General features: G+C 70.1%; 12 protein-coding genes. 6 read left to right on the top strand and 6 right to left on the bottom strand.

Annotated elements, in window-relative coordinates; genetic code table 11:
• The first annotated feature begins 83 nt into the window (after nt 1-83).
• The gene (locus tag CMC5_RS35200) at nt 84-3,314 is read left to right on the top strand and encodes a non-ribosomal peptide synthetase family protein (RefSeq protein WP_050434506.1); all 3,231 of its coding nucleotides are present in this window, start codon (nt 84-86) and stop codon (nt 3,312-3,314) included.
• A gap of 495 nt (nt 3,315-3,809) precedes the next feature.
• Entirely contained in the window at nt 3,810-7,061 is a 3,252-nt protein-coding gene (locus CMC5_RS35195) for a non-ribosomal peptide synthetase family protein (protein ID WP_050434505.1), read from the top strand.
• A gap of 22 nt (nt 7,062-7,083) precedes the next feature.
• Here the strand turns inward: CMC5_RS35195 and CMC5_RS35190 are convergent, their stop codons facing one another.
• A complete protein-coding gene (locus CMC5_RS35190; RefSeq protein ID WP_050434504.1) occupies nt 7,084-8,553 on the bottom strand; it encodes a cryptochrome/DNA photolyase family protein in 1,470 nt (489 codons plus the stop codon).
• Nucleotides 8,554-8,670: 117 nt separating this feature from the next.
• On the opposite strand from CMC5_RS35190, the gene CMC5_RS35185 reads away from it, so the two are divergent.
• Nucleotides 8,671-9,279, top strand: coding sequence for a ferritin-like domain-containing protein (locus CMC5_RS35185; protein WP_050434503.1), 609 nt, complete (start codon nt 8,671-8,673; stop codon nt 9,277-9,279).
• A 21-nt stretch (nt 9,280-9,300) separates the two neighbouring features.
• On the opposite strand, the gene CMC5_RS48120 is transcribed toward CMC5_RS35185, so the two are convergent.
• Complete coding sequence (locus CMC5_RS48120) at nt 9,301-11,376, bottom strand: serine/threonine-protein kinase (RefSeq protein ID WP_245678009.1); 2,076 nt, start codon at nt 11,374-11,376, stop codon at nt 9,301-9,303.
• A 696-nt stretch (nt 11,377-12,072) separates the two neighbouring features.
• Between CMC5_RS48120 and CMC5_RS35175 the strand changes: the two genes are divergently transcribed.
• Both CMC5_RS35175 and CMC5_RS45335 read left to right on the top strand, forming a co-directional pair.
• On the top strand, nt 12,073-14,934 hold the full coding sequence (locus tag CMC5_RS35175; protein WP_082363074.1) for a serine/threonine-protein kinase: 2,862 nt from the start codon (nt 12,073-12,075) through the stop codon (nt 14,932-14,934).
• A gap of 253 nt (nt 14,935-15,187) precedes the next feature.
• Entirely contained in the window at nt 15,188-15,343 is a 156-nt protein-coding gene (locus tag CMC5_RS45335; RefSeq protein WP_156339096.1) for a hypothetical protein, read from the top strand.
• 1 nt (nt 15,344) lies between these two features.
• Here CMC5_RS45335 and CMC5_RS35170 read toward each other — a convergent pair whose 3' ends face one another.
• From CMC5_RS35170 to CMC5_RS35155, 4 genes are all read right to left on the bottom strand, one after another.
• Nucleotides 15,345-16,739 (bottom strand): hypothetical protein, encoded by a 1,395-nt coding sequence (locus CMC5_RS35170; RefSeq protein ID WP_050434500.1) that lies wholly within the window; start codon nt 16,737-16,739, stop codon nt 15,345-15,347.
• On the bottom strand, nt 16,732-17,823 hold the full coding sequence (locus tag CMC5_RS35165) for a GTPase domain-containing protein (protein ID WP_063796400.1): 1,092 nt from the start codon (nt 17,821-17,823) through the stop codon (nt 16,732-16,734). Before CMC5_RS35165 ends, CMC5_RS35170 begins: the two co-directional genes overlap by 8 nt.
• Nucleotides 17,824-18,051: 228 nt before the next feature.
• The gene (locus CMC5_RS35160; protein WP_050434499.1) at nt 18,052-19,266 is read right to left on the bottom strand and encodes a PepSY-associated TM helix domain-containing protein; all 1,215 of its coding nucleotides are present in this window, start codon (nt 19,264-19,266) and stop codon (nt 18,052-18,054) included.
• Between the two features lie 141 nt (nt 19,267-19,407).
• On the bottom strand, nt 19,408-20,601 hold the full coding sequence (locus CMC5_RS35155; RefSeq protein WP_050434498.1) for an acyl-CoA dehydrogenase family protein: 1,194 nt from the start codon (nt 20,599-20,601) through the stop codon (nt 19,408-19,410).
• 188 nt (nt 20,602-20,789) lie between these two features.
• Here CMC5_RS35155 and CMC5_RS35150 point away from each other — a divergent pair, with 188 nt between their 5' ends.
• Nucleotides 20,790-22,037, top strand: coding sequence for a sterol desaturase family protein (locus CMC5_RS35150; protein ID WP_050434497.1), 1,248 nt, complete (start codon nt 20,790-20,792; stop codon nt 22,035-22,037).
• The last annotated feature ends 9 nt before the right edge of the window (nt 22,038-22,046 follow it).

Raw genomic sequence — 22,046 nt, 5'->3', positions numbered from 1 at the left:
CAATCACCGGTGCGCGATGGCCGCGCATCCATTCCATCAGACAGTGCGGTCGGGGATGGCCGCGACCGGAAAGGAGACATGTCATGAGAGCCTATGAAGAAATCGAGTTCACAGGGTCGAACGACACGATGGGCGCTGGCGGCGTGGCGCTGCGCGCCGCGACGGAGGAGGGGCCGAGCCGAGCGATGTCGGGCTCCGGTGAGCCCCTCGACACCCGTCGCCGTCGTCTGGACGCGTGGAACGACACGCGCACGGACTATCCCCGCGATGCGACGCTCCCGGAGCTGTTCGAGGCCACCGTGGCAGCATCTCCCGATGCGGTGGCCATCGACTTCGAGGGGCGCACGCTGACCTACCGCGAGCTGGATCGTCGTGCCAGCGCCCTCGCGCGCAGGTTGAGGGGGATCGGGGTGGGCCCAGGGGTGCCGGTCGCGCTCTTCGCCGAGCGCTCTCCGGAGCTGGTGATCGGCCTGCTCGGGACGCTGAAGGCAGGCGGCATCCATGTCCCGCTCGATCCGAACTATCCCGAGGAACGGTTGCTGCAGATGGCGCAGACGGTGGGGACCCGCGTGCTCCTCTCCCGCGGGGAGCGGGCGGTGCCCTCGTGGTTCCAGGGGCAGCACGTCGTGCTCGACGAGGGAAGGCTGGGCGCCGCGGAGAGCGAGGCGCACACGCCCACCCTGCTCCGGGCCGGGGCGGAGGATCCGGCCTACGTGATGTTCACCTCGGGTTCCACCGGGCGCCCCAAGGCGGTCGCCGTATCGCACCGCGCCATCGTCCGGCTCGTCGTGGGGACGCGTTATGTGTCGTTCGGCCCTGAAGATCGGGTGATGCACGCGGCCAACCCCTCCTTCGATGCGTCCATCTTCGAGGTGTGGGGAGCGCTGCTCCACGGCGCTCGTCTCGTGATCCTGCCCGAGGGGCGACAGCTTTCACCCGGCGCGTTCGAGGAGGCGGTGCGGACGGCGGGCATCTCGGTGATGTTTCTGACCACGTCCCTGTTCCACCACCTCGCCGACACCGCGCCCGAAGCCTTCGACCACCTGGGCACGCTCGTCGTCGGAGGCGACGCGCTCGATCCCAGGTGGGCACACGCGGTGTTACGACGAGGGGGGCTGAAGCGTCTGGTGAACGGCTACGGTCCGACCGAAGCCACGACGTTCGTGACGAGCTACGTCGTGCGTGATGCGCCGGAGGAGACGCGGGCGCTGCCGATCGGGACGCCCATCTCGAACAGCCGCGCGTATGTGCTCGGTGAGGACCTGCAGCCCGTCTCCGTGGGCGACGCAGGAGAGCTTTACGTCGCTGGCGACGGGCTGAGTCATGGGTACTGGAACGACTCTCAGCTCACCGCGAGCCGCTTCGTGCCCGACCCGTTCGCGGTCGAGCAGGGGGCGTGCATGTACCGGACCGGCGATGGTGCGCGCTACCGGCCGGATGGCACCATCGAGTTCCTGGGTCGGCTGGATCGCCAGGTGAAGCTCCGCGGCTTCCGCATCGAGCCGGCAGAGATCGAGGCGGTGCTGGCAACGTGCCCGCAGGTGAAGGCGTCGGTGGTCGTCGTGCGGGAGGACTGTCCTGGCGACAAGCGCCTCGTGGCCTACGCGGTCGCGCAGACGAACGCGGCGAGCCTGCGGGCGCACCTCGAGGCAAGGCTCCCTCCCCACGCCGTCCCTTCGGCGTTCGTCCTGCTCCCTGCATTGCCACTCACGCCGAACGGCAAGGTCGACCGGGCTGCGCTGCCGGCGCCAGGGCGTGCGGGCACGCCGCGACCCGTCGACGAGCAGGAGCTGCCTCGGAACCTCACCGAACAGTTCCTGGCGCGGCTCTGGCGAGAGGTCCTCGGTGTCGAGGAGGTCTTCCGGTCGGACTCCTTCTTCGCCCTGGGTGGCAACTCCCTGCACGTCGCACGCTTGCTCCTTCGCATCCAGCAGGAGCGAGGCGTTCAGCTCTCTGCGGAGTCGCTCTTCTCGGCCCCGACGATGGCCTCCCTCGCACGCCTCGTGGACGAGGTGGTGCGCAGCAACGCGAAGCCGATGGTGACGACCACGGTGCAGCACCTGACGACCGACGGCACGCTCGACGAGCGCATTCGTCCGGAGTCTGACGCCGTTGCACCGACCTCCGCGCTTCATCACCTCTTTCTGACGGGGACCACGGGCTTCCTGGGCGCCTTCCTCCTGCGCGATCTGTTGAACCGCACCGACGCTCGGATTCACTGCCTCGTTCGTGCGGAGGACGCCTCGCAGGGGCTGCGTCGCGTCCTGGATGCGCTCCAGCGCTACACCGGAACGACACCGAAGGACGCGAGCCGCGTCGTGGCCGTTCCCGGGAACCTTGCGCATCCACAGCTCGGGCTCAGCGCGGAGAGGCTCGCATTCCTGACCGAGCACGTCGACGCGATCTACCATTGCGGTGCCGAGGTGAACTACGTCAACCCGTACCTCGCGCACCGCGATGTGAATGTGGGGGGGACGCGTGAGCTCCTCCGGATGGCCTGCACACGCAAGATCAAGACGTTCCATCACGTCTCGTCGATCGCGGTGTACGGTCAGATCGGATACTACATCAGCACGGATCTCCTTGGCGAGGATGCCGGGCTGGAGTTCAGCCGACCCCACATGGGGACCGAGATGGGCTACTCGCAAAGCAAATGGGTCGCCGAGAAGCTCGTCACCACGGCCCGAGAGCGAGGCCTGCCCGTCAACATCTATCGGCCTGGCTTCCTTCTGGGGGACACGGTCCGGGGGGCTGCGAACACGAACGATTTCATGTCCAGGCTCGTCAAGGGCTGCGTCCAGGTGGGAAGCTGCCCCGACATGGAACACCACCGCAAGGTGTTCACGCCGGTGGACTACGTGAGCGCGGCCCTGACCCACATCTCCCTCGACCGGTCGACGCTGGGCGGTGTGTATCACCTGGTCCCGACGCCGAATGAGGACATCAAGCTGAACCGGTTCTTCGATCTGGTGATCGGTAGCGGTTACAAGCTCGAGCGCGTTTCCTACGGGACGTGGGTGAGTCGCCTGCTTCGTGCCTCCGAGACGGCGTCCGACAATGCCTTGTTCCCGCTGCTTCCGCTGCTGAGTGAGCCCGTCCATGGGGAGCTGACGCGCTGGGAGCTGTGCGTGCGAATGCCTCCCTTCGACGACGCGAACACGCGCCGGGCGCTTTCGGGGACCGGGATCGTCTGTCGTCCGCTGGACAGGGCACTGTTCGAGGTCTACCTGAGCCGCATGCACCGGACCGGCTTCCTCGCGCCACCGACCCGGCGTGTCGAGGGCACTGCCGCTGATGTGGCCTCCAGCGCCTAGCCGTCGGGGCGCGCCGAGCGGCTCCTCTGCGCATGACCGTGTCACGGGTGAGTCGGCACATCCGTTCCGTTCCGTTCCGTCAGCGCGGACCAGCGGGACACCAGAGACTTTCCTGTGAACGGCGAACGCGGATTTTCGTGAAAGCTTTCTCACGAGCTGCTCGACCATTGGCGAATGCTCTCGATGCCCCTACGGATGCTGGAAGGGAGCGACCCATGCATTGAGGGTTGAATCGAAGGGCGCGTAGCTGCGCTGACGGTTTCGCTCGGGGAGGAGGAAGCCCTGGTCTCACCGGGCACGGGGCGACGATTGCCGCCCGTCCATTCCGAGGGGCGACATGCCCGAGAGGGTCCCGCCGCCCAGGGGAGCGCACGGCTGCGCATTGCGGCCGTGTGTCGCAGCAGGAACGTGATGGTTCGTTCGGGGGGCTGCGGAGCGTCCTTTCGTTCTCGTCTCGAATTTCATTCGTCCTCGTCGTGAGAAAGGAGAAACATCATGGTGCTGATTGACGAGATCGAGCGTTTGGCGTCGGCTCCGGCCCCCGACGTCGCTGTTGGTGATGAAGGCAGGCGCGTTCTGGCGAAGGGTGGTGCCAGCCCGGCGACATCCGGTCGGGGGAGAGCCCCCGACGTCGGACTTCATCACCTCGCGGCGTGGAACGACACGCGCACGGACTATCCCCGCGATGCGACGCTCCCGGAGCTGTTCGAGGCGGTGGTGGCGGAGGCGCCGGAGGCGATCGCCGTCGTGTTCGAAGGGCGCACGCTGACCTATGGCGAGCTGGATCGGCATGCCACCCGGCTGGCTGGGGCGTTACAGCGGGCCGGCGTGGGCCTGGGCGTGCCGGTCGCGCTCTTCGCAGAGCGTTCGCCCGCGCTGCTCATCGGGCTGCTCGCGACGCTGAAGGCCGGAGGGATCCATGTGCCCCTCGACCCGCGCTACCCGGTGGAGCGCCTCCGGCAGATGACGCAGACGCTGGGGACGAAGGTGCTGCTCGAACGCCGTGGCGGCGCGGTGACCTCGTGGTTCGAGGGGCAGACGATCGTGCTCGATGACGAGGGCCGGTTCGAGGCGGAGAAGGGGGACGTGCAGCCGCTCGCCTCGTTCCGGAGCTGCGCAGCGGCGCCGGCGTACGTGATGTTCACGTCGGGCTCGACGGGGCGCCCGAAGGGGGTGGTGGTGCCGCACCGCGGGGTCGTGCGGCTCGTGGTGAACACCAACTACACCTCGTTCGACCGGACGGATCGGGTGATGCACACCGCCAACCCCTGCTTCGACCTGTCCATGTTCGAGATCTGGGGCGCGCTGCTCCACGGGGCGCAGCTCGTGATCTTGCCCGAGGGGCGCCTGCTCTCCGCGGGCGCGTTCGTGGAGGCGGTGCGGGCTGCGGACGTCTCGGTGCTGTTCTTGACGACGGCGCTGTTCCATCACTTCGCCGACACCGCGCCCGAGGCCTTCCAGGGCGTCCAGACGGTCCTGGTCGGTGGCGACGTGCTCGACCCCAAGTGGGCGCACGACGTGCTGCGGCGCGCGGGGGTGAAGCACCTGGTGAACGGCTATGGCCCGACCGAGGCCACGGGGTTCTCCACGGCCTACCGCGTGCGTGACCTGCCCGAAGAGACGCCTGCCGTCCCGATCGGGACGCCCATCGCGAACAGCCGCGCCTACGTGCTCGACGAGGCGTTGCAGCCCGTCCCGGTGGGCGTGTCAGGGGAGCTGTACGTCGCCGGGGATGGGTTGAGCCAGGGGTACTGGAACGAGTCACAGCTCACGGCATCCCGCTTCGTGCCGGACCCGTTCGCGGTCGAACCGGGGGCGGTCATGTACCGGACCGGGGATGGTGCGCGTCATCGGGCCGACGGCACCCTCGAGTTCCTGGGCCGGCTGGATCGGCAGGTGAAGATCCGGGGTTACCGCATCGAGCCGGCCGAGATCGAGGCGGTGCTGGCCTCGAGCTCCCTGGTGAAGGAGGCGGTGGTCGTCGTCCAGGAGGACGGTCGCGGCGACAAGCGCCTCGTGGCCTACGTGGTCGCGCAGACGGACGCCACGACCCTCCGGGCCTACCTCGCGGCCAGGTTGCCTCACCAGGCCATCCCGTCGGCGTTCGTGCTGCTCCCCGGCCTGCCGCTGACGCCGAACGGCAAGGTCGATCGTGCCGCGCTGCCGCCACCGGGCCGACTGGAGACGCGCAGCCCGAGCGACGAGCTGGAGCCACCTCGGACCCCGACCGAGCAGCACCTGGCCTGGATCTGGCGCGAGGTGCTCGGCGTCGACGAGGTCTTCCGGTCGGACTCCTTCTTTGCGCTGGGCGGCAACTCCCTGCTCCTTGCGCGCTTGCTCCTCCGCGTGCAGCAAGAGCAGAGCGTCCACCTCTCTGCGGAGTCGCTCTTCTCGTCGGCCACGCTGGCCGAGTTCGCGCAGCGCGTGGACGAAGCGGTGGGCAGCCATGGGACGCCCGTGGTGACGACGACGGTGCAGCACCTGACGACCGACAGCACGCTCGATCCGAGCATCCGGCCGAGCCCGGACGCGGCCCCGCCGGCCACGCAGCTCCGCCATCTCCTCCTGACGGGCGCCACGGGCTTCATGGGGGCGTTTCTTCTGCGCGATCTCCTGAGCCGCACCGACGCGCAGATCCACTGCCTGGTCCGGGCGGCAGACACCGCTCACGGGTTGCGGCGCATCCTGGAGATGGTCCGACGGTACACGAGCTGGACGCCGGAGGACGTGAGCCGCATCGTGCCCATTCCCGGTGATCTCGCGCGGGCGCGGCTCGGGTTGAGCGACGAGCAGCTCGCGTTCCTGACCGAGAACGTCGACGCCATCTACCATTCGGGCGCCGACGTGAACTACGTCAACCCGTACTTCTCGCACCGCGACGCGAACATCGGCGGTACGCGGGAGATCCTGCGGATGGCGTGCGCGCACAAGCTCAAGCCGGTCCATTTCGTCTCGTCGACCGCGGTCTATGGGCAGATCGGCTACTACGTCACCACGGACCTCCTTCACGAGGACGAGGGGCTGGAGTTCAGCAGGCCGTACATGGGGACCGACATGGGCTACTCGCAGAGCAAGTGGGTCGCCGAGAAGCTCGTCACCACGGCGCGTGAGCGCGGCTTGCCGGTCAACATCTACCGACCCGGGTTTCTCATGGGCGACAGCGTCCTCGGCAACTCGAACACGAACGACTTCATCACCCGGCTCGTCAAAGGCTGCGTGCAGCTCGGGTGCTGCCCCGACATGGAGAACCACCGGAAGATCTTCACGGCCGTGGATTTCGTGAGCGCGGCGCTGGCCGAGATCTCGCTCGACCCGACGGCGCGAGGCGGCGTGTATCACCTCGTGCCTTCCCCGAAGGACGATCTCTCGCTGAATGGCTTCTTCGACCTGCTGATTGAAAGCGGTTATCCGCTGGAGCGCGTGACCTACGGGGAATGGGTGGATCGGCTGCGGCGCGCGGCCGAGACGAGCAGCGACAACGTGCTGTTCCCGCTGCTCCCCCTGCTGAGCGAGCCGGTCTACAAGGGGCTCACCCGGTGGGAGCTGTGCGTGCGGATGCCGCCGTTCGACGACACGAACACGCGGCGAGCGCTCGCCGGAAGCGGGATCTCCTGTCCGCCGCTGGGCAAGAAGCTGATGGACGTCTACCTGGGCTGGATGCACCGCACCGGCTACCTCGCGCCGCCGCCCCAGCAGGCCGCGGTCGCGGCACCGACACCGACGACCGAGGTGGCCGCCAGCGTCTAGCTGGGCACGCGCCCGCAGGGGCTCAGCGGGCGTACCGGGCGAGGTACTGCTTCATCCGGAGCTTTCGCTGGGCGCTCTCGGAGGTCATGTAGCGGGTGGTGCCGTAGATGGGGCGCTCGGGGCCCCAGGCGCGGTCGTAGCGGCCGAGGACCCAGAAGATCCCGGAGATGGAGTTCGGGTCCCGGCCGTCGAGCGCGAAGCGGTCGTTGAGTTCGAGCATGACCGAGAGCGCCTCTTCGGGGGTCTTCGACCATTCGAGGATCTTCTTGCCCCAGAGCATGCGCAGGTAGTTGTGGATGCGGCCCTCGCGGAGCAGCTCGCGCTGGGAGGCGTTCCACACGGGGTCGTAGGTCTCGGCGGCGGTGAGCTGCTCGCGGGTGTAGAGCTTGGGGCGCGGGTCCTTGGCGTGCTTCTTCAGCGTGTCGAGGGCCCAGCCGGGGAGCGACGAGTACTGGTCGTGGTCGCGGCGCATCGCGCACATGTTGAAGCCGATCTCGCGCCAGGTGACGAGCTGCTCCAGGAAGGCCTCGGCGTTCGCGCTCATGCCCCAGTAGCCTTCGCGGGCGCCGCTCTTCTCCTTGCCGAGGGCGTCGGCCGTCCAGTGCTCGCGGCGGGCCAGGTGGGCGAGGACCTCATGGGCGGAGAGGTGACCCCAGTGCAGGTAGGGGGAAAGGTGGCTGGTGGCCTCGGCGTCGGGCTCGTTGCGGTCGGCGACGTACAGATCGAGCTGCTCGTCGAGGAAGCGGGTGAGGGCGCGCTCGGCAGCGACGGAGCCGCCTCGGGTGGGTACGGGGAGGACGCTCTGGTCGATGGGGAGGGCGGCGAGCGCGGCCTCGTCGCCGTCGAGGAGGGCGGCGGACGCGGCCGGCCAGCGGGCGGTGATCGCCTTCGGGAGGGCGCGCAGCGTCGGGAGGGCCTCGGCACGGCGGAGGGGGTCGGCGACGGGCGTTTCATGCAGGTGCGGCGCGAGCTGCTTCTGGAGGTGAATCCGGAAGGAGCGGGCGGTGGTGAAGACGCGCTCGGCGCTGTGCACGGGCAGCAAGCCATTGCTGTCGACCTGCTCCAGCAGCACGTCGAGCTTCCGCGCTGCGGACGCCACCATGCGCGGGAGGAAGAAGGCTGGATAATCGTCGGTGACGACGACCGCGGCCCGCTCCGAGAGCGCCTTCAGCAGGCCCTTGCCGTGGTCGGCCGAAGGCTCGACGTAGGGGTGGTAGAGCACGCCTGCCCTGGCGAATGCGTGCGCATTGTCGACCATGCCATCGAGCGCGAACCGGTGCAGGCGAGCGCTGGCCCAGGGGTATCCCACCCGCAGCGCCTCCAGGACCACCAGGGGTCGATCGAGCTCCCGGGCCCAGTCGAGGGCGCGCTGGAGGCCGAAGTTGTACCGGGTCCTGCGGCTGGCGATCATCCAGTACAGGACGTGGTCGCCTCCTTGCCGGACGGGACGGTCATTGCCTGGGCGGACGCGGCTCTCGGGAACACGCTTCACGGTGGCCCGCGTCTAGCATGGAGAGGCTTCGCGGCCCAGGAAGAGCGGAGCGGCCCGCTCATGGAGGGGGGCCGGGGGTCACGACGACTTCACGCAATGCCGCGATGGAGATTCGCCATGAGCCAGATCGAACGAAGCGGCAGAGGGATCGACGCGACGGTCACCGAGCTGGAGGTGCCGTCGGCGGCCTCCCTGAACCGGGTGGGGATGGCGGTGGTGGCACTTCTCGACAGGCTGACCGAGCGGCTGGCCTTCGAGCGCTCGATGACCCGCCTGTACGAGGGGTTGATCGCCAAGCTCGACAAGCAAGGCAGCTTCCCGGACGGCCCCGCGCGCGAGGACCTGCTCGCCATCCAGAACGAGGAGGTGCGGCACGTGGGGCTCCTGCACGCCGCCATCCAGACGCTGGGAGGCGATCCGCGCGCGATGAGCGCAGGGGCGCGCCTGGCGAGGATGACGAGCAGCGGCGTGCTCCAGGTGATCGTGAACTCGCGGACGACGCTGGCGCAGGGGCTCTCGGCGATGCTGATGGTGGAGCGCGCAGACAGCGATGGGTGGAGGCTGCTCATCGAGCTGACGCGGGCGCTCGGACGGCACGAGCTGGCAGACTCGTTCTACCTGGCGAGCGCCGAGGAAGAGCGGCACGTGGAGATCGTGCGGCGCTGGGTGTCGCACCACGCGCTGCAGGAGCTCTACGCGGGGCTGGAGTGCCAGAAGGCGGCGTGAGGTGACGGGGCAGGGCGCAGATCAGGGCGCGGTGGACGTGGTGTCACCGCGTGCGAGGATGCGCCGGAACGTGGGCTCCGCGCCGCCGGAGGGGGCCTCGCGCCAGGCGTAGTCGGCGGCCGCGCCGCTGGTGAGCGCGCACTGGACGGCAGAGCGGTAGATGGACAGCGCGGTGTCGAGGTCGCCTCGCCCTGCCGCGGAACCGCCGAGGGTGTCGAGGGCGCTGTCGAGCGGCTTGCAGAGGCCCGTGGGCGGCGGCAGCGAGAGGCGCACGAGGCGGGGGTGAGCCACGGGGCCATCGGGCGTGAGCGTGTCGGTGGGCGTGGCGCGTGCCGCCGTCGGAGGTACGCAGCACCGGGCGCGGAGGGCTGCGAAGGTGGCCATTTCGTACCAGTGGAGCAGCGCGTGCTCCTTCATGGCGTTGGTGACGCTCCGGCCGCCACCGCGCACGACCTGTTGCTTCAAGGCGGCGGCGCCCCGGCGTGGATCGACCTCGGTGCAGAGCCAGCTCAGATCGGGCGGAGCGTCGGCGCGGAAGGCGTCGGAGGCGAGGTGGCGCGTGGTGCACGCGCTGATGTCCTCGGGCGTCGGCGCGGCGGCGATGGAAGGCGCGGCGGCGATGGAAGGCGCGGCCGAGGGCGCGGCCGAGGGGAGCGGTTCCGGGGCCGCAGGGGCCGCAGGGGCCGCCTCTTCCGGGCGCGGGTCGGGGGCGTTCACCAGGCTGGCGAGGGTGGTGGGAGCCGACGCGGTGTGGGCCGGCGCGCTCGCGGGCTGGGGGGTCGGGAGGCTCGCCGTGGGCGAAGGCGGCGCAGGGGCGCCCTGGGTGCGCAGGACGAGCGCGGCGATGACGCCGGCGAGCGGGAGCAGCAGCCAGGCCAGGCGCCCGCGCCGCGCGGGGAGGTCCGCGCCGCTGGCCGGGGGCTCGTCGAGGCGATCGAGCAAGGCGCGGGTCTGGCTGTCGACCGGGAGGAGCTGCTCGGAGGGCGGCGGCGTGGAAGCGCCAGGGCCCAGGGCGAGCGTGGGATCGTCGAGGCGCGGGGCCTGCGCTGGCAAGGGCAGCGTGAGCAGTTCGGCCTCGGGCGCGGCAGGGGGCGGGTCGGTGAACGGGCGGCGCGGGGTCTGGTCGAGCCAGGTGATCGCGAGGGAGAGGCCGGTGACGTCGGCGTCCGCGCCTTGCTGGACGGCCCACCGGGCGAGCGCCTCGCCGAACGTCTGGGCGCTCTGCCAGCGCTGTTCGCGGTCCTTGGCGAGGCCGCGTTCGAGGATGTGCCAGAGCGCCTCGTCGACCTCGGCGAGGTCGCTGGCGGGGTGCGGCGGGTCTTCGAGGATGGCCGCGAGCAGCGCGTTGTAGGTCTTCCCGTCGAAGGGGAGGCGGCCGGTGATGGCCTCGTAGAGCACGACCGAGAGCGACCAGACGTCGGCGCGCTCGTCGGTGTCTTCGTGGCCACGCGCTTGTTCGGGGGCCATGTACGCGGGGCTGCCGATGGCCACGCCCTCCTGGGTGACGCGGAAATCGGGGGCGTTTTGGCGCAGCTTCGCGATGCCGAAGTCGACCACCTTGGGGATGAGGGTGCCCCGCTCGTCCCTGGCGAGCAGCACGTTCTCGGGCTTGAGATCGCGGTGGACGATCCCCTTCGCGTGCGCCGCGCCGAGCGCGCTCACGACGGGCAGCAGCGTCTGCACCGCGCCGAGCGCCGGCAGCCGCTCCTTGCGGGTGAACAAGCTGCGGAGCGACTCGCCCGAGATCAGCTCCATCACGATGAACGGCTCACCGATCTCGGTCTCGCCGAAATCGAAGACGCGGACGATGGACGGGTGATCCACCCGCGCTGCGGCGCGCGCCTCGCGGATCAAGCGCTCGGAGGAGACCTCGGTCGCCGTGTCGCGACGGATGAGCTTGATGGCGACGTCGACGTCGAGCGCTTCGTTCCTGGCCTGCCACACGGTGCCCATCCCGCCCACCCCGAGGACCTGGGTCAGCCGGTACTTGGCGGCGATGAGCGTGCCGGGACCATGGCTGGAAGGAGGGGTGGAGAGCGCTGCGGCGTCGGCCGGGGAGGCCAGGGTGGGTACCGTCTTGGGGTCACTCGAAGGCATCGGGTACGACAAGAGCCCTGGCATCGGCGTCGAGCACGGCGTCGGCGTCGAGCGCAGGGCCTCTGGCTGTCGAATCTACCCCAACCTCGCTGCCTGGACGGGAGGAATTCCGTGACGGGCACGAGCACCTCCTGGCGAGGACCATGGGATGCACGTGTCCCCGTCATCGTGGCATTCCGGTGACGGGCCGATGATCCGCTACCAGCGGTGCGTGCTGTGGGCGTGGTGGTCGAGGATGCGCGGGAACTCACATCCCTGTGCGGGGGCGGCGTCGCGCGCTTCCACGGGGTATCACGTGCGCACGTGGTGCCGTGCCGTGTGAAGCAGGGTTCGCGCTGCGTGACGCCTCGCGGGGGTCGCGTGATGCCACGTTTGCATTGCATGCGGCATCACACGCGCGCCGTGCTGGCCCGTGCCCCGCGGCTGTCTGTGGCGGAGCGCAGCGACGATTGCAACATGAAGTGGACCGTCGTGCTCCCCGCGGCTCCCGTCCGCCTCGAACTGCTGGCGTCTGCATTGCGATGGCGCGGTTCCATTTCCTCCGGTGCCAGCAATGCCCATTCTGGTCCCGGCATCCAAAGCACGTAGCTCAGGACCCCAGGTCGTCTCGTGCCGTCCGCGCCGCTTCGAGCGTGCGCGGCGTGGAGCGGGAGAGGCGAACCCTGGTAGTGACCCCCTGGCCTAGGGTGCCCGCCTATGGATACCACCGCCGATCGCGATAGAGACAATGTGCAAGACCCGCCCGGGCCGAACTTCGCCGCCGATATGGTGATCGCCGAGCGTTATCAGCTCCGGCGACGCCTCGGAGGTGGCACCGCGGGTGAAGTCTGGGCGAGCCTCAATGTCTTCACCGGCCGCGAGGTGGCCCTCAAGATCCTCTCGACGCCGAACGAGGACCTGGTCCGACGCCTCCAGCGCGAGGCACGATCGTGCGGGACGCTGCACCACAAGAACGTGGTGGAGCTCTATGACCTCGTCGAATCCGAGCGCGGGGACATGGTGCTGGTGCAGCAGCTCCTCGAAGGAGAGACGCTGGCCGACATCATCCGTCGCCATGGTCGCTTCGCACCGACGCTCGCCGCCCTCGTCGGCCGCGACGTCGCCCTCGCGCTCGCCGCGGTGCATTCGATGGGCGTGGTCCACCGGAACCTCAAGCCGTCGAGCATTTTTCTGCACCGGGAGCGCGATGGCGCAGCGCCCGTGGTCAAGCTGCTCGACATCGGGATGAACACCCCCCTGGACGGGGTGCCTGCCGAGTGCGTCGCGTCCGGCAAGGCGCTCGGCGTGCTCCCGTACATGAGCCCGGAGCAGATCTGCCTCCCTGCCGACGTCGACTCGCGCTCGGACGTGTGGTCGCTCGGGATCCTGCTCTTCGAGATGCTGACGGGGCAGCACCCCTTCCAGAGCCAGAAGGACGGGGGCGCGCTGCTGATGCAGATCCTGCAAGGTGACATCGCGCGGGTGTCCCGGTTCGTGCCGAACACGGAGCCCGGGCTGGTCGACCTCGTGGCGGGCTGCTTGTGCCGCGATCGCGACCACCGCATCGGACCTGTGGACCAGGTGGCCAAGGCGCTCCAGGCGTTCGTCGGGGCGACCGATCCCTGGGATCGTCTTACCCGGTCGACGACGCTCACGCCTCCGGCGACAGGACCTGCGCTCGGCTCACCGGCGGTCGACCTGCAAGGAGACGCTCAGGGGAAGGAGACCGACGACGACATCACGAGGCCCTTCTGTGCGTCGCTGATGGCCCGCGGGCTGGCGGGGGTGAAGGGTACCGGAGGGCCCGCGTCGTCGCGGGGAGCCCCTCCCACGTCGGCCCGCGTCGGTGCGCCCGCGTCGGTGCGTGCTCCTGCGCTGACGCCGCCGCGCCCGGGAGCGCCCGCGTCGGTGCGGGCGGAGGCGCCGCTGTCCGTGCGCGGAGGGGCGCCCGCGTCGGTGCGGGCGGAGGCGCCGCTGTCCGTGCGCGGAGGGGCGCCCGCATCGGTGCGGGCGGAGGCGCCCCTGTCGGTGAGGACCGGGGCTCCAGCGCTGGTGCAGGCGGCAGGGCCCGCGTCGACGCGGGCGGATGGCCCCGCCTCGGTGGGGGCAGCCGCGCCAGAGTCCGCGCCCGTGCCCTCGACGGTGCCGAGGGCGTCCCGCTCGATGGCGCCGGCGCGCGCCGAAGAGGTGGACGAGGACGACGAGAAGACGCTGCCGTTCCACTCGTCGATGCTCGACTCGATGACCCTGCCTTCCGTTCGCGTGAGTCCCCTCACGGCGTTGCTGAAGTCGTCCGCAGGTGGCGTGACAGCAGCGGCGAGCGCGACGACCGCAGGGAGCGCGACGACCGCAGGGAGCGCGACGACCGCGGCGAGTGCGACGACTGCGACGACTGCGGGGATCCCTGCGCCCTCGCAGGGGACGGGAACTCCAGAGGCGCTGGCGTCTTCGAACAGCGTGGCGACGGCGACCGCGAGCCCACTGCTCGCGAGCCCAGTGCTCGATGGGGCGGCGGGGTCGTCGAGCGCTTCCAGCGCCGCTCCGTTGGAGAGCGCTCCGGCCGTGGGGGGCCCAGTGGGTGGCCTGCCGCCTCGAGGTGGCGTCGCCCCGCACGTTACGCGGGGCCCAGCCGGCCCAGGGCTGCAGCATGCCGTCGAGGCGACGTCGAACACGGGATCGATGACCTGGGGGACTTTGTCCCGCGGCGCGCCTCCGCCGCAGGACGCGCCTTCGAACGACGCCTCCTCGTCGGGCCCTCCTGCCCCGAGAGCGCCGATCTTTTCCACGACGCAAGTCTCACCCGTCGCCGGCGTGACATTCCCGGCAACCGGAGCTCCGCCGCTGCCGGTGTCCGTGCTGTCCCCTCCGGCGCCCGTGACCGGGGCCGAGACGCTGCTGGCCGGAGGGATCGTCTCCGCGACGCCTGCGTCGCCCACCCTGTCGGCCTCGGCGCTGTCGTCGCCTTCCGCGGTGCGGGGGGCCTCGTCGCCCGACCTGCCGCTGCCCCCTCCGGCGCCGTACATGAACCAGGGATCCGCGCCGGTCCTGCCCCTGGAGGCCGCCGTCGCGGCGCGCGCCATGGCCTCGGCGGGCTCGATGCTCGAGTCGATGCAGCGCGGGGTCCCGACCACGCGGGCCGCGTCTGCGCTGCTCCAGAGGCCCGTCTTCCTCGCGGTCGCCGGGTTGATCGTGACCAGCCTCGGCGGGGCCGGGGCGCTGTCCGTGATGCTCCCGCAGCCACCCCCCGCCCTCGCGCGAGAGCTGCCGCGGGTGGAGCTGCCGATGCCGGAGGCCGTCGACGCGCCCCCGCCCGTGGAGGCGCAGGCGCAAGAGGGCGAAGGCGAGGACGAGCTGGAGTTCGTGACCGAGCCGGCCCCCGGCGCGCAGGAAGCCGGAAACGAGGCGGTAGAGGCAGCGGAGGAGGGCGATGCCGACGCCGAGCCCGCAGCGGCGAACAGAGCGATGGGTCGAGCCCGTGCGGGGACGCGCTCGCCAGCGTCCGACAGGGGCGCGGGGCCGGCATGGTGCAGGAAGCCCAAGGTGATCGTGCGTGGCCAGTGCGTGAAGCCCACGCACTGATCTGAGCCATCCCGAGCCGTCGCGACGCCGCCCCGTGTTCTTGCGTGGTGAGCGTCGCGGCATCGAGCCACCGCCCTTCATGCCCCAGGAAATCTCGTCGCCACGCTCCAGGCGTCAGCGTCGCCAGCAACGCCAGCGAGCCCGGGCGCGCTGGACACGCTCCTCCCTCCCTGCCTGGCTCTCTGCCTGCGCGGCCGCGGACGCTGCCTCTGCGTGTCGCCTCGTGGTCCCGCGGGCAGGGAGGTTCGCCCTCATGGACATTGCCGGTGACTTCGTCCGCATCCCGATGCAACGACGTCAGGCCCGAAGCGGCGAGACATGCCAGATCTCCCGGGTGGATCGCGGGGTGGTGGAGCCCCGACGAGCGTTGCTCGGCGGGGCGGCGGGGGCGCGTGCCCCTGCCGTGTGAATCAGCGCGCCTCGGGGGATTCGTTCGATGCGCCGAGCGAGAGCCACAGCGAAGGGGAGCCGAGCGACGCCAGCGTCCAGGTGCGCGCGGCGATGACCGACAGGCCCGTGAGGAACAGCAGGGCGCAGAGGGCCCCGGTGCAGAGCCAGACGCCGCTCGACACCACGCGGCGCCGAGGTGGGGACGCATCCTCGCGCTGCGTGGAGAGCACGACATTGCGCCACCCGGAGCGCGGGGCACGCTGCCTCTCTGCGGGGCGAGCCCGCTGGGCGCCGAAGGGGGCATCGCCCGTGACCCGCCCGTGCAACCGGCAACAGGGCTCGCTCGCTGCGCGCGGCCACGAGGTCGGCGTCGGCGCGACGGCGAGCGCTGGCGAGCGGCGGTGGAGCGCGGGGTGAACGGGACCTGCGGCACCTGGATCCGAGAGGCGGCGCGGGCGCGCGGCGGCCCTGCCGTGAGACGACGAGCTCCTCGAGCGACCCGAGCGCCGCGCCGATGTGGCCCGGGGACGCCGCGGAACACGCCGGACGCCGAGGAGATCGCGCGCCGAGGCGTCGTCGGCGAGGTCGCTGAAGTGGAGCACGCGATCCTTGGGACCCAGCGCCAGGGGAGGAGACGTCACGAACTCGATCGACAGGCCGCCCGGGATGTCGGCCGTGCCCCCGAAGACGATCGCCGTCCACCGGAGGCTGCTGCGGTAGAGCCACGCGGCCAGCCGCGCCGCCATCACGGCCACGCGCTCGAAGGGCTCGTCGGCGTCGTGCAGCAGGAAGATCCGGCCCGATCGCACCTCGATGCTCTGCGAGGGATGCCGGGTGAGCGTGCTGGGTTCGAGCACCGGCAGATCGCGAAACCCTGCGAAGTAGTCGCCGAGCAGGAAAGGCACGGTGCGGGGGCGCTGGGCCATGCCGCGGGCGTACGCGCGGTAGAAGTTCTCGGGCGTGCTCTCGCCGGTGAGACCCGTGACGTGGTGGTAGAGCGCCAGGGTCGCCTCCAGCAGGGCCTCGCCCGTGAGCGCGCGATCGACGGCGACGACGGCGTGGGCGAGGGGCGGATCCTGCCGCCCGGCGCTGTCGGTCTCGCCAGCGACGCGGAGCCCGAAGAGCAGCGCCAAGGCACCGTGCCCCGGCTCGTGCTGGGTGTCGTCGCGAGAGAGGTTGCCGATCGCGAACGCGAAAGGCGAGCCCGTCGCTGGCTCGATGTACCGCATCAGCCGGGTGAGGTGGCCGAGGTGGGTCCGGGTGAAACCTCCCTGCGGCGCCTCGGGGCAGCAGATGAAGTCGATCTGGTGATCGGGGACGTTGCCGTGGAGCGCGTGGATCCACGTCGCCCCCTCCGACGCGCGGAAACGCGGGGCGACGTAGTCCTCCTGTCCCGTGTCCTCGGTGCTATGCATCGCTCACCACCATCCGCGGGCGACCGTTCAGGGTGCTGGCTCCGGGCGGTGTCTGGAGCACGTAGCCGCCATGCGTCCCGGGGCCCGTGAGCCGCATCCCCACCGGCCGCACCGTCCCGGCGCGCGGCGGATCGGGATCGGCCTTCATCCGCTGCAGGAGCTGCGGGTCATAGCCACTGCGCGGAAGGATCCGCTCCACGAAATGAGCGAAGAGGTGATGCGTGCTGTGGCCGTAGCTGGCCGAGCCCACGAAGACGCGCAGGTCGATCTGCGGGCGGTAGTGCTCCAGCGCCTCGATGAGCGGCCTGTAGTGATCCATCGCCGTCTTCTCCACCTCGGCCGACGTGCCCGAGAGGACGTCCGACTTGTTGATGAAGAGCACCACCGTCTTGCAGGTGGAGAGCATCTTCGGTCCGAAGAAGAAGCGGAGCGCCTCGGGCTGAAACGCCCGGAGCTGGGCCTGGATACGGATCGGATCCGCCGCCTTCCCGTCCTTGCCGGTGAGATCGACCACCAGCAAGACGCCATGGATTTCCTCCAGGATCATCTCCTGCTGGGCGTCCACGATGTGCTCACCGCCCCAGTCGTGGATCTCGAAGACGTGCTCGACGAGGCGCTCGTCCGAGGGCGTGATGCTGACCGTGCGCTCGTAGCGGTCGGTCTTCGTGCCCTTCAGTGTGCCTAAATCGACGAGCGGGTTCGCCCACTTCAGCGTGAGCGAGGTCTTGCCTGTGTACTTCACGCCCATCGTGAGGACGCGGTACGTCCGCCTCACGCGCGTCAGCCGGGTGGCGAGCTGCTCTCTGTGCCAGAGGATGTCACTGTCGAGGTTGAGCAGGCATTCTTCCTTCTCCTTGAGCTCGACCTGGAGCCTCGCGTAGTGGCGCGCGATCCGGTCGCAATCCGCATTACGGAGCTGCAACTCGCGGCGAACGAGACTCATCTCGGCGCGGAGCTTGCCGGCCTCGTCGACGTGGACATCATGGACTCGCCTCTGGCGGACCTTGTGGAGCGTGAGGACGGCGCCGATGACGGCGATGGCCAAGATCACCACGCTGCTCGTCTCGATGCTGAAGAAGGACATGCGCTTGCCCTCGTCCTGTGGAAGGGGGTCGCTGACGCTTCCCCGGCGTCATGTGCCGTCGACTGAAGGCGTCGGCCGGCTGCATCAGGCCTCCTTGAGATGCTCGATGCCGCGTGGATGGCGCACCGGCGCAGCGGGACGCGCTGCCACAGGTGGGCGCGCGGTGCGTGAAGTGCGCGGGGTGCTCATGCGTGCGTCTCCTTCACGCGGTGCCGTCGATGCAGGTTGTCATGCAGCGTCTCCTGGCGTGTCCAGGGACGCCTCGCTGGTGTCCGCGTCGTCTGCACGCCGCTTGCGCCATCGCGCGAAGCGCCGCAAAGCGAGCGCAAGGCCGGTCCACACGAGGAACAGCGCGCCCAGGGAAGCGAGGGCGGCGACGAGCTGCCCACCCACCCCGAGCGCCTCGCCGGTGTGCAGGAAGCGCATCCACCGACGCACCTGGTGACCGACGCTGTAGTCGGCGAACTCCTCCCGGGCGAGCAGCGCGCCCGTGTACGGATCGAGCGTGAGCTGCGGCGAGAAGAAGCGAGGCCACGGGTCGGGCTCGCGCACCGTGATCCGCACCGGCTCCGGGGTGGCCTCGGCGGGGGGCGTGCCTCCCTTGGATTTCGGTGGCTCGGGCAGGCGGAGCGTGAGCCGTTCCCAGGGGGGAGCGAGGGGCTTCGCCGCATCGAGGAGGGCGTCCATGGCGAGAGGCTTCGCCGCAGGGGAAGGCGGGGCGATCGTGAGCGGAGCCTGCTGCGGCGGCTCGCTGCCGGTGAGCGTGTAGACCAGGTTCGAGGCCCACTTGTACGAGATGACCATGCCCGTCGCCGTCAGCACGACGAGCACCGGCGCCGTCCACAGACCGATGGTGTTGTGCCAGTTCCAGTCGCGCGCCTTGCCGACCAGGCGCCGCTGGAACCACACCGACTGGCGCACGCTGCGCCACGTCCACTTGCGTGGCCACCACAGGTAGAGACCCGTGACGGCGAGCACCAGGAACGCCGCGTTGCTCACCCCCGTGATGGCGCGCCCCGCGTCCCGCTGGTCACCCGTCCTGCCCAGCCAGCGGTGCCACTCTTCCATCACCTGGAAGAACCCGCTCCAGCCTGGCGCGATCTGCCCGAGCACCTCGCCGGTGTACGCATGCACGTGGAAGGAGGTGTGCTTGTCGGCGGTCACCAGCACGGGCGTGTCGGGCTGCGCGTACACGCTGATCGCCGTGGGGCGCAGCGCTGGCACGGCCGTGCGGACCCGGGCGAGCACATCTTCCAGAGGGAGGCGACGCGCCCCGGCCGACGGCGGCGGCGCCACCAGGGTCTGCTCCGCGCCCCACGCCATGATCTGCGGCTTGAAGGCGAGGGCGACGCCGGTGAACGACATCAACGCGACGACGAGGCCCGCGACGACGCCGGCGACCAGATGGACCCAGAAGAGGGCCTTGCGAAAGGGGAGCTTCATGGGACGGGGTGCGGGCTGCGCGCCGCCGGGGCGAGCGCCGTGAGGCCTCCTTCGCGCAGGAGCCTACGACGGGGTGCGTCCGCTGATTAGGCCGGATCGGCGGGCGAGAGTGTTCGCTGGTGAGAACAATCCCCTCGCGGGTCACACGAGCAGATCGAGTCCTCGCGTGAGGAAATCGCGGGCGACGACCATGGTGTGGATCTCGTCCGGCCCATCGGCGATGCGTGCGGCGCGCGCGTGGCGGTACCACGAGGCGAAGGGCATGTCGTCGCTGTAGCCGAGCCCGCCGTGCATCTGGATGGCATCGTCGAGCACCTTCAGCAGCGTGTTCGCCACGTGGTTCTTCGCCATGGACGAGTAGGGCCGCGCCTCCTTCGCCTGCCCGCGCTCCAGCATCCAGGCACAGTGCAGCGTCATCAGGTTGCCCGCGTGGATCGCGGCGGCGCTGTCGGCGATCATCTTCTGGATCATCTGGTGACGCGCGAGCACCTGGCCGAAGCTGTGACGGGTGGCGATGTACTGCTTGCAGAGGTCCAGCGCGCGCGTCGCGAGGCCCAGCCACCGCATGCAGTGCGTGAGCCGCGCCGGGACCAGGCGCTGCTGCGCCAGCCGGAAGCCCTCGCCCACGCCCGCGAGCACGGCGTCGTCGTCCACCCGCACCCCGTGGAACTTCAGCTCGGCCTCCCGGTGCGCGAGCAGCGGCTCCGCCATCACCGGGATGTCGCGCACGTGCTCGACCCCCTCGGCCTTCCGGTCCACGAGGAACATCGTCGCGCCCGCCCTGGGATCGTCGCTCGTCCGCGCCATCACGATCAGGAACGCCGCGTCCCCGCCGCCGGTCGAGTACCACTTGTGCCCCTCGATCACCCACCCGTTCCCGTCGCGGGTCGCGCGGGTCTGCAGGTTGGAGGGATCGGCCCCGGCTCCTGGCGCCGGCTCGGTCATGCAGAACGCGCTGGTGATCTCTCCCTCGCAGAGCGGCTTCAGCCAGCGCTCCTGCTGCGCGGGCGTCGCCGACCCGAGCAAGAGATCCATGTTCCCCTGATCCGGCGCATCACAGTGGAACACGCGCGCCCCCACCGGCGAGCGCCCCATCTCCCGGAACAGGGCGCACATGCCCATGATCCCCAGACCCCGCCCGCCGTGCGAGGGCGGCAGGTGAGGCGTCCACAGACCGGCGGCGCGTGCCTCGCCCTGGAGCCGCCGCAGCGTGTCGCTCTTGCGCTGCCTGTCCTCGGCCACGAGGGCCGCTTCGTCCGGGATGATCCGCTCGTCGACGAAGGCGCGCACGTCCTGACGTAGCGCGCGGAGCTCGGGAGATAGCTCGAAATCCATGGTCGCTCCGGGGCCTCCTTGGCGGCAGCAAACCCCGGAACGGGCCTCCTTGTCGAGGGGCTCGGTTCAGGCCGCGCGGCCGAGGCGACCCGACACGAGACGACATCGTGCCTTCTCTCCACCACGCCGCCCGGCACGAGGTATGATCGTTACGAACCTACAGAACCCACAGCGAAGGACAGGATTTCGTGGACGCCCTCTACATCGCCCTCGCCGTCCCATTTTTCCTCGTGCTCATCGGCATCGAGCTGCTCGTCAACCGACGGCAGGGAGACCTCCGGTACACCTTCCACGATGCCGTCGGCAGCATGAGCTGCGGCATCGGCCAGCAGGTGATCGGCCTGCTCATCGCCGCCGTGAACGTCAGCGGGTACGCGCTCGTCTACGAGCATTTCCGCGTCACCACGATGTCCCCCACCTCGCCCCTCGCCTGGTTCGCGCTCCTGCTCGGCGTCGACCTCGGCTACTACGTGTACCACCGGGCGAGCCACCGGATCTCGTTCTTCTGGGCGACGCACATCGTCCACCACCAGAGCGAGGAGTACAACCTCTCCACCGCGCTCCGGCAGAGCTGGTTCACGGGCCTCACCTCGTGGATGTTCTACGTGCCGCTCGCCGTGCTCGGCTTCTCGCCGGTCATGTTCGTCTCGATGCTCACGCTGAACACCCTCTACCAGTTCTGGATCCACACCCGCGCCGTGGGCCGCATCGGCTGGCTGGAGCACGTGCTCAACACCCCCTCCCACCACCGCGTCCATCACGGCACGAACCCCCGCTACATCGACAAGAACTACGCCGGCATCTTCATCATCTGGGACCGCCTCTTCGGCACCTTCACCCCCGAGGACGACGAGCCCGTCTATGGCACGGTGAAGCCCCTCCAGAGCTTCAACCCCCTCTGGGCCAACGTCGAGCACTTCAAGGAGCTGCTCCACCGATCGCGCAAGACCCGGAGGCTTCGCGACAAGCTGCTCGTCTGGGTGATGCCCCCCGAGTGGATGCCCCAGGATCTCGGCGGCCCGGTGACCGTTCCCGAGGTCAGCCGTGAGACCCAGCGCAAGTACGACGTCGTGGTCCCGCGCGGCCTCGACCTCTACGGCGCCGTCGGCTTCGCGAGCCTCGTCGCCGGCACCACGCTGCTCCTCTGGGGCGCACCCAAGCTCTCCTTCGCCGAGCTTTCCTGGGCTGCGGCCGTGCTCGTGGCCGGCACGGCAACCTGGGGCGGCCTCGTGGAAGCCCGCGCCTGGGCCGTCCCCCTCGAATGGGCGCGCCTCGCCGCGGCCGCCGGCTTCGTCGCCTGGCTCGCGCACGAGACCGCACACTTCCCCGTCGCCGTGGCGGCCTCCGTGGCCATCGCCCTCGGCCTGTCCGTGTGGGTCGGGCGCTACCTGCGACGCGCTCCGCAGGAAGCGCCTGCGCTGCTCTCCCCCTCGTGACATCACCAC

The organism is Chondromyces crocatus, assembly GCF_001189295.1.
Taxonomy (GTDB): Bacteria; Myxococcota_A; Polyangia; order Polyangiales; family Polyangiaceae; genus Chondromyces; species Chondromyces crocatus.
This window is presented reverse-complemented; position numbering and strand designations above follow the sequence as displayed.

Excerpts from the sequence above, each read along its gene's own strand:
- CMC5_RS35200 (WP_050434506.1), top strand. The coding sequence starts at position 84 with ATGAGAGCCTATGAAGAAATCGAGTTCACAGGGTCGAACGACACGATG.
- CMC5_RS35195 (WP_050434505.1), top strand. The coding sequence starts at position 3,810 with ATGGTGCTGATTGACGAGATCGAGCGTTTGGCGTCGGCTCCGGCCCCC.
- CMC5_RS35185 (WP_050434503.1), top strand. The coding sequence starts at position 8,671 with ATGAGCCAGATCGAACGAAGCGGCAGAGGGATCGACGCGACGGTCACC.
- CMC5_RS48120 (WP_245678009.1), bottom strand. The coding sequence starts at position 11,376 with ATGCCTTCGAGTGACCCCAAGACGGTACCCACCCTGGCCTCCCCGGCC.
- CMC5_RS35175 (WP_082363074.1), top strand. The coding sequence starts at position 12,073 with ATGGATACCACCGCCGATCGCGATAGAGACAATGTGCAAGACCCGCCC.
- CMC5_RS45335 (WP_156339096.1), top strand. The coding sequence starts at position 15,188 with ATGGACATTGCCGGTGACTTCGTCCGCATCCCGATGCAACGACGTCAG.
- CMC5_RS35170 (WP_050434500.1), bottom strand. The coding sequence starts at position 16,739 with ATGCATAGCACCGAGGACACGGGACAGGAGGACTACGTCGCCCCGCGT.
- CMC5_RS35165 (WP_063796400.1), bottom strand. The coding sequence starts at position 17,823 with ATGTCCTTCTTCAGCATCGAGACGAGCAGCGTGGTGATCTTGGCCATC.
- CMC5_RS35160 (WP_050434499.1), bottom strand. The coding sequence starts at position 19,266 with ATGAAGCTCCCCTTTCGCAAGGCCCTCTTCTGGGTCCATCTGGTCGCC.
- CMC5_RS35155 (WP_050434498.1), bottom strand. The coding sequence starts at position 20,601 with ATGGATTTCGAGCTATCTCCCGAGCTCCGCGCGCTACGTCAGGACGTG.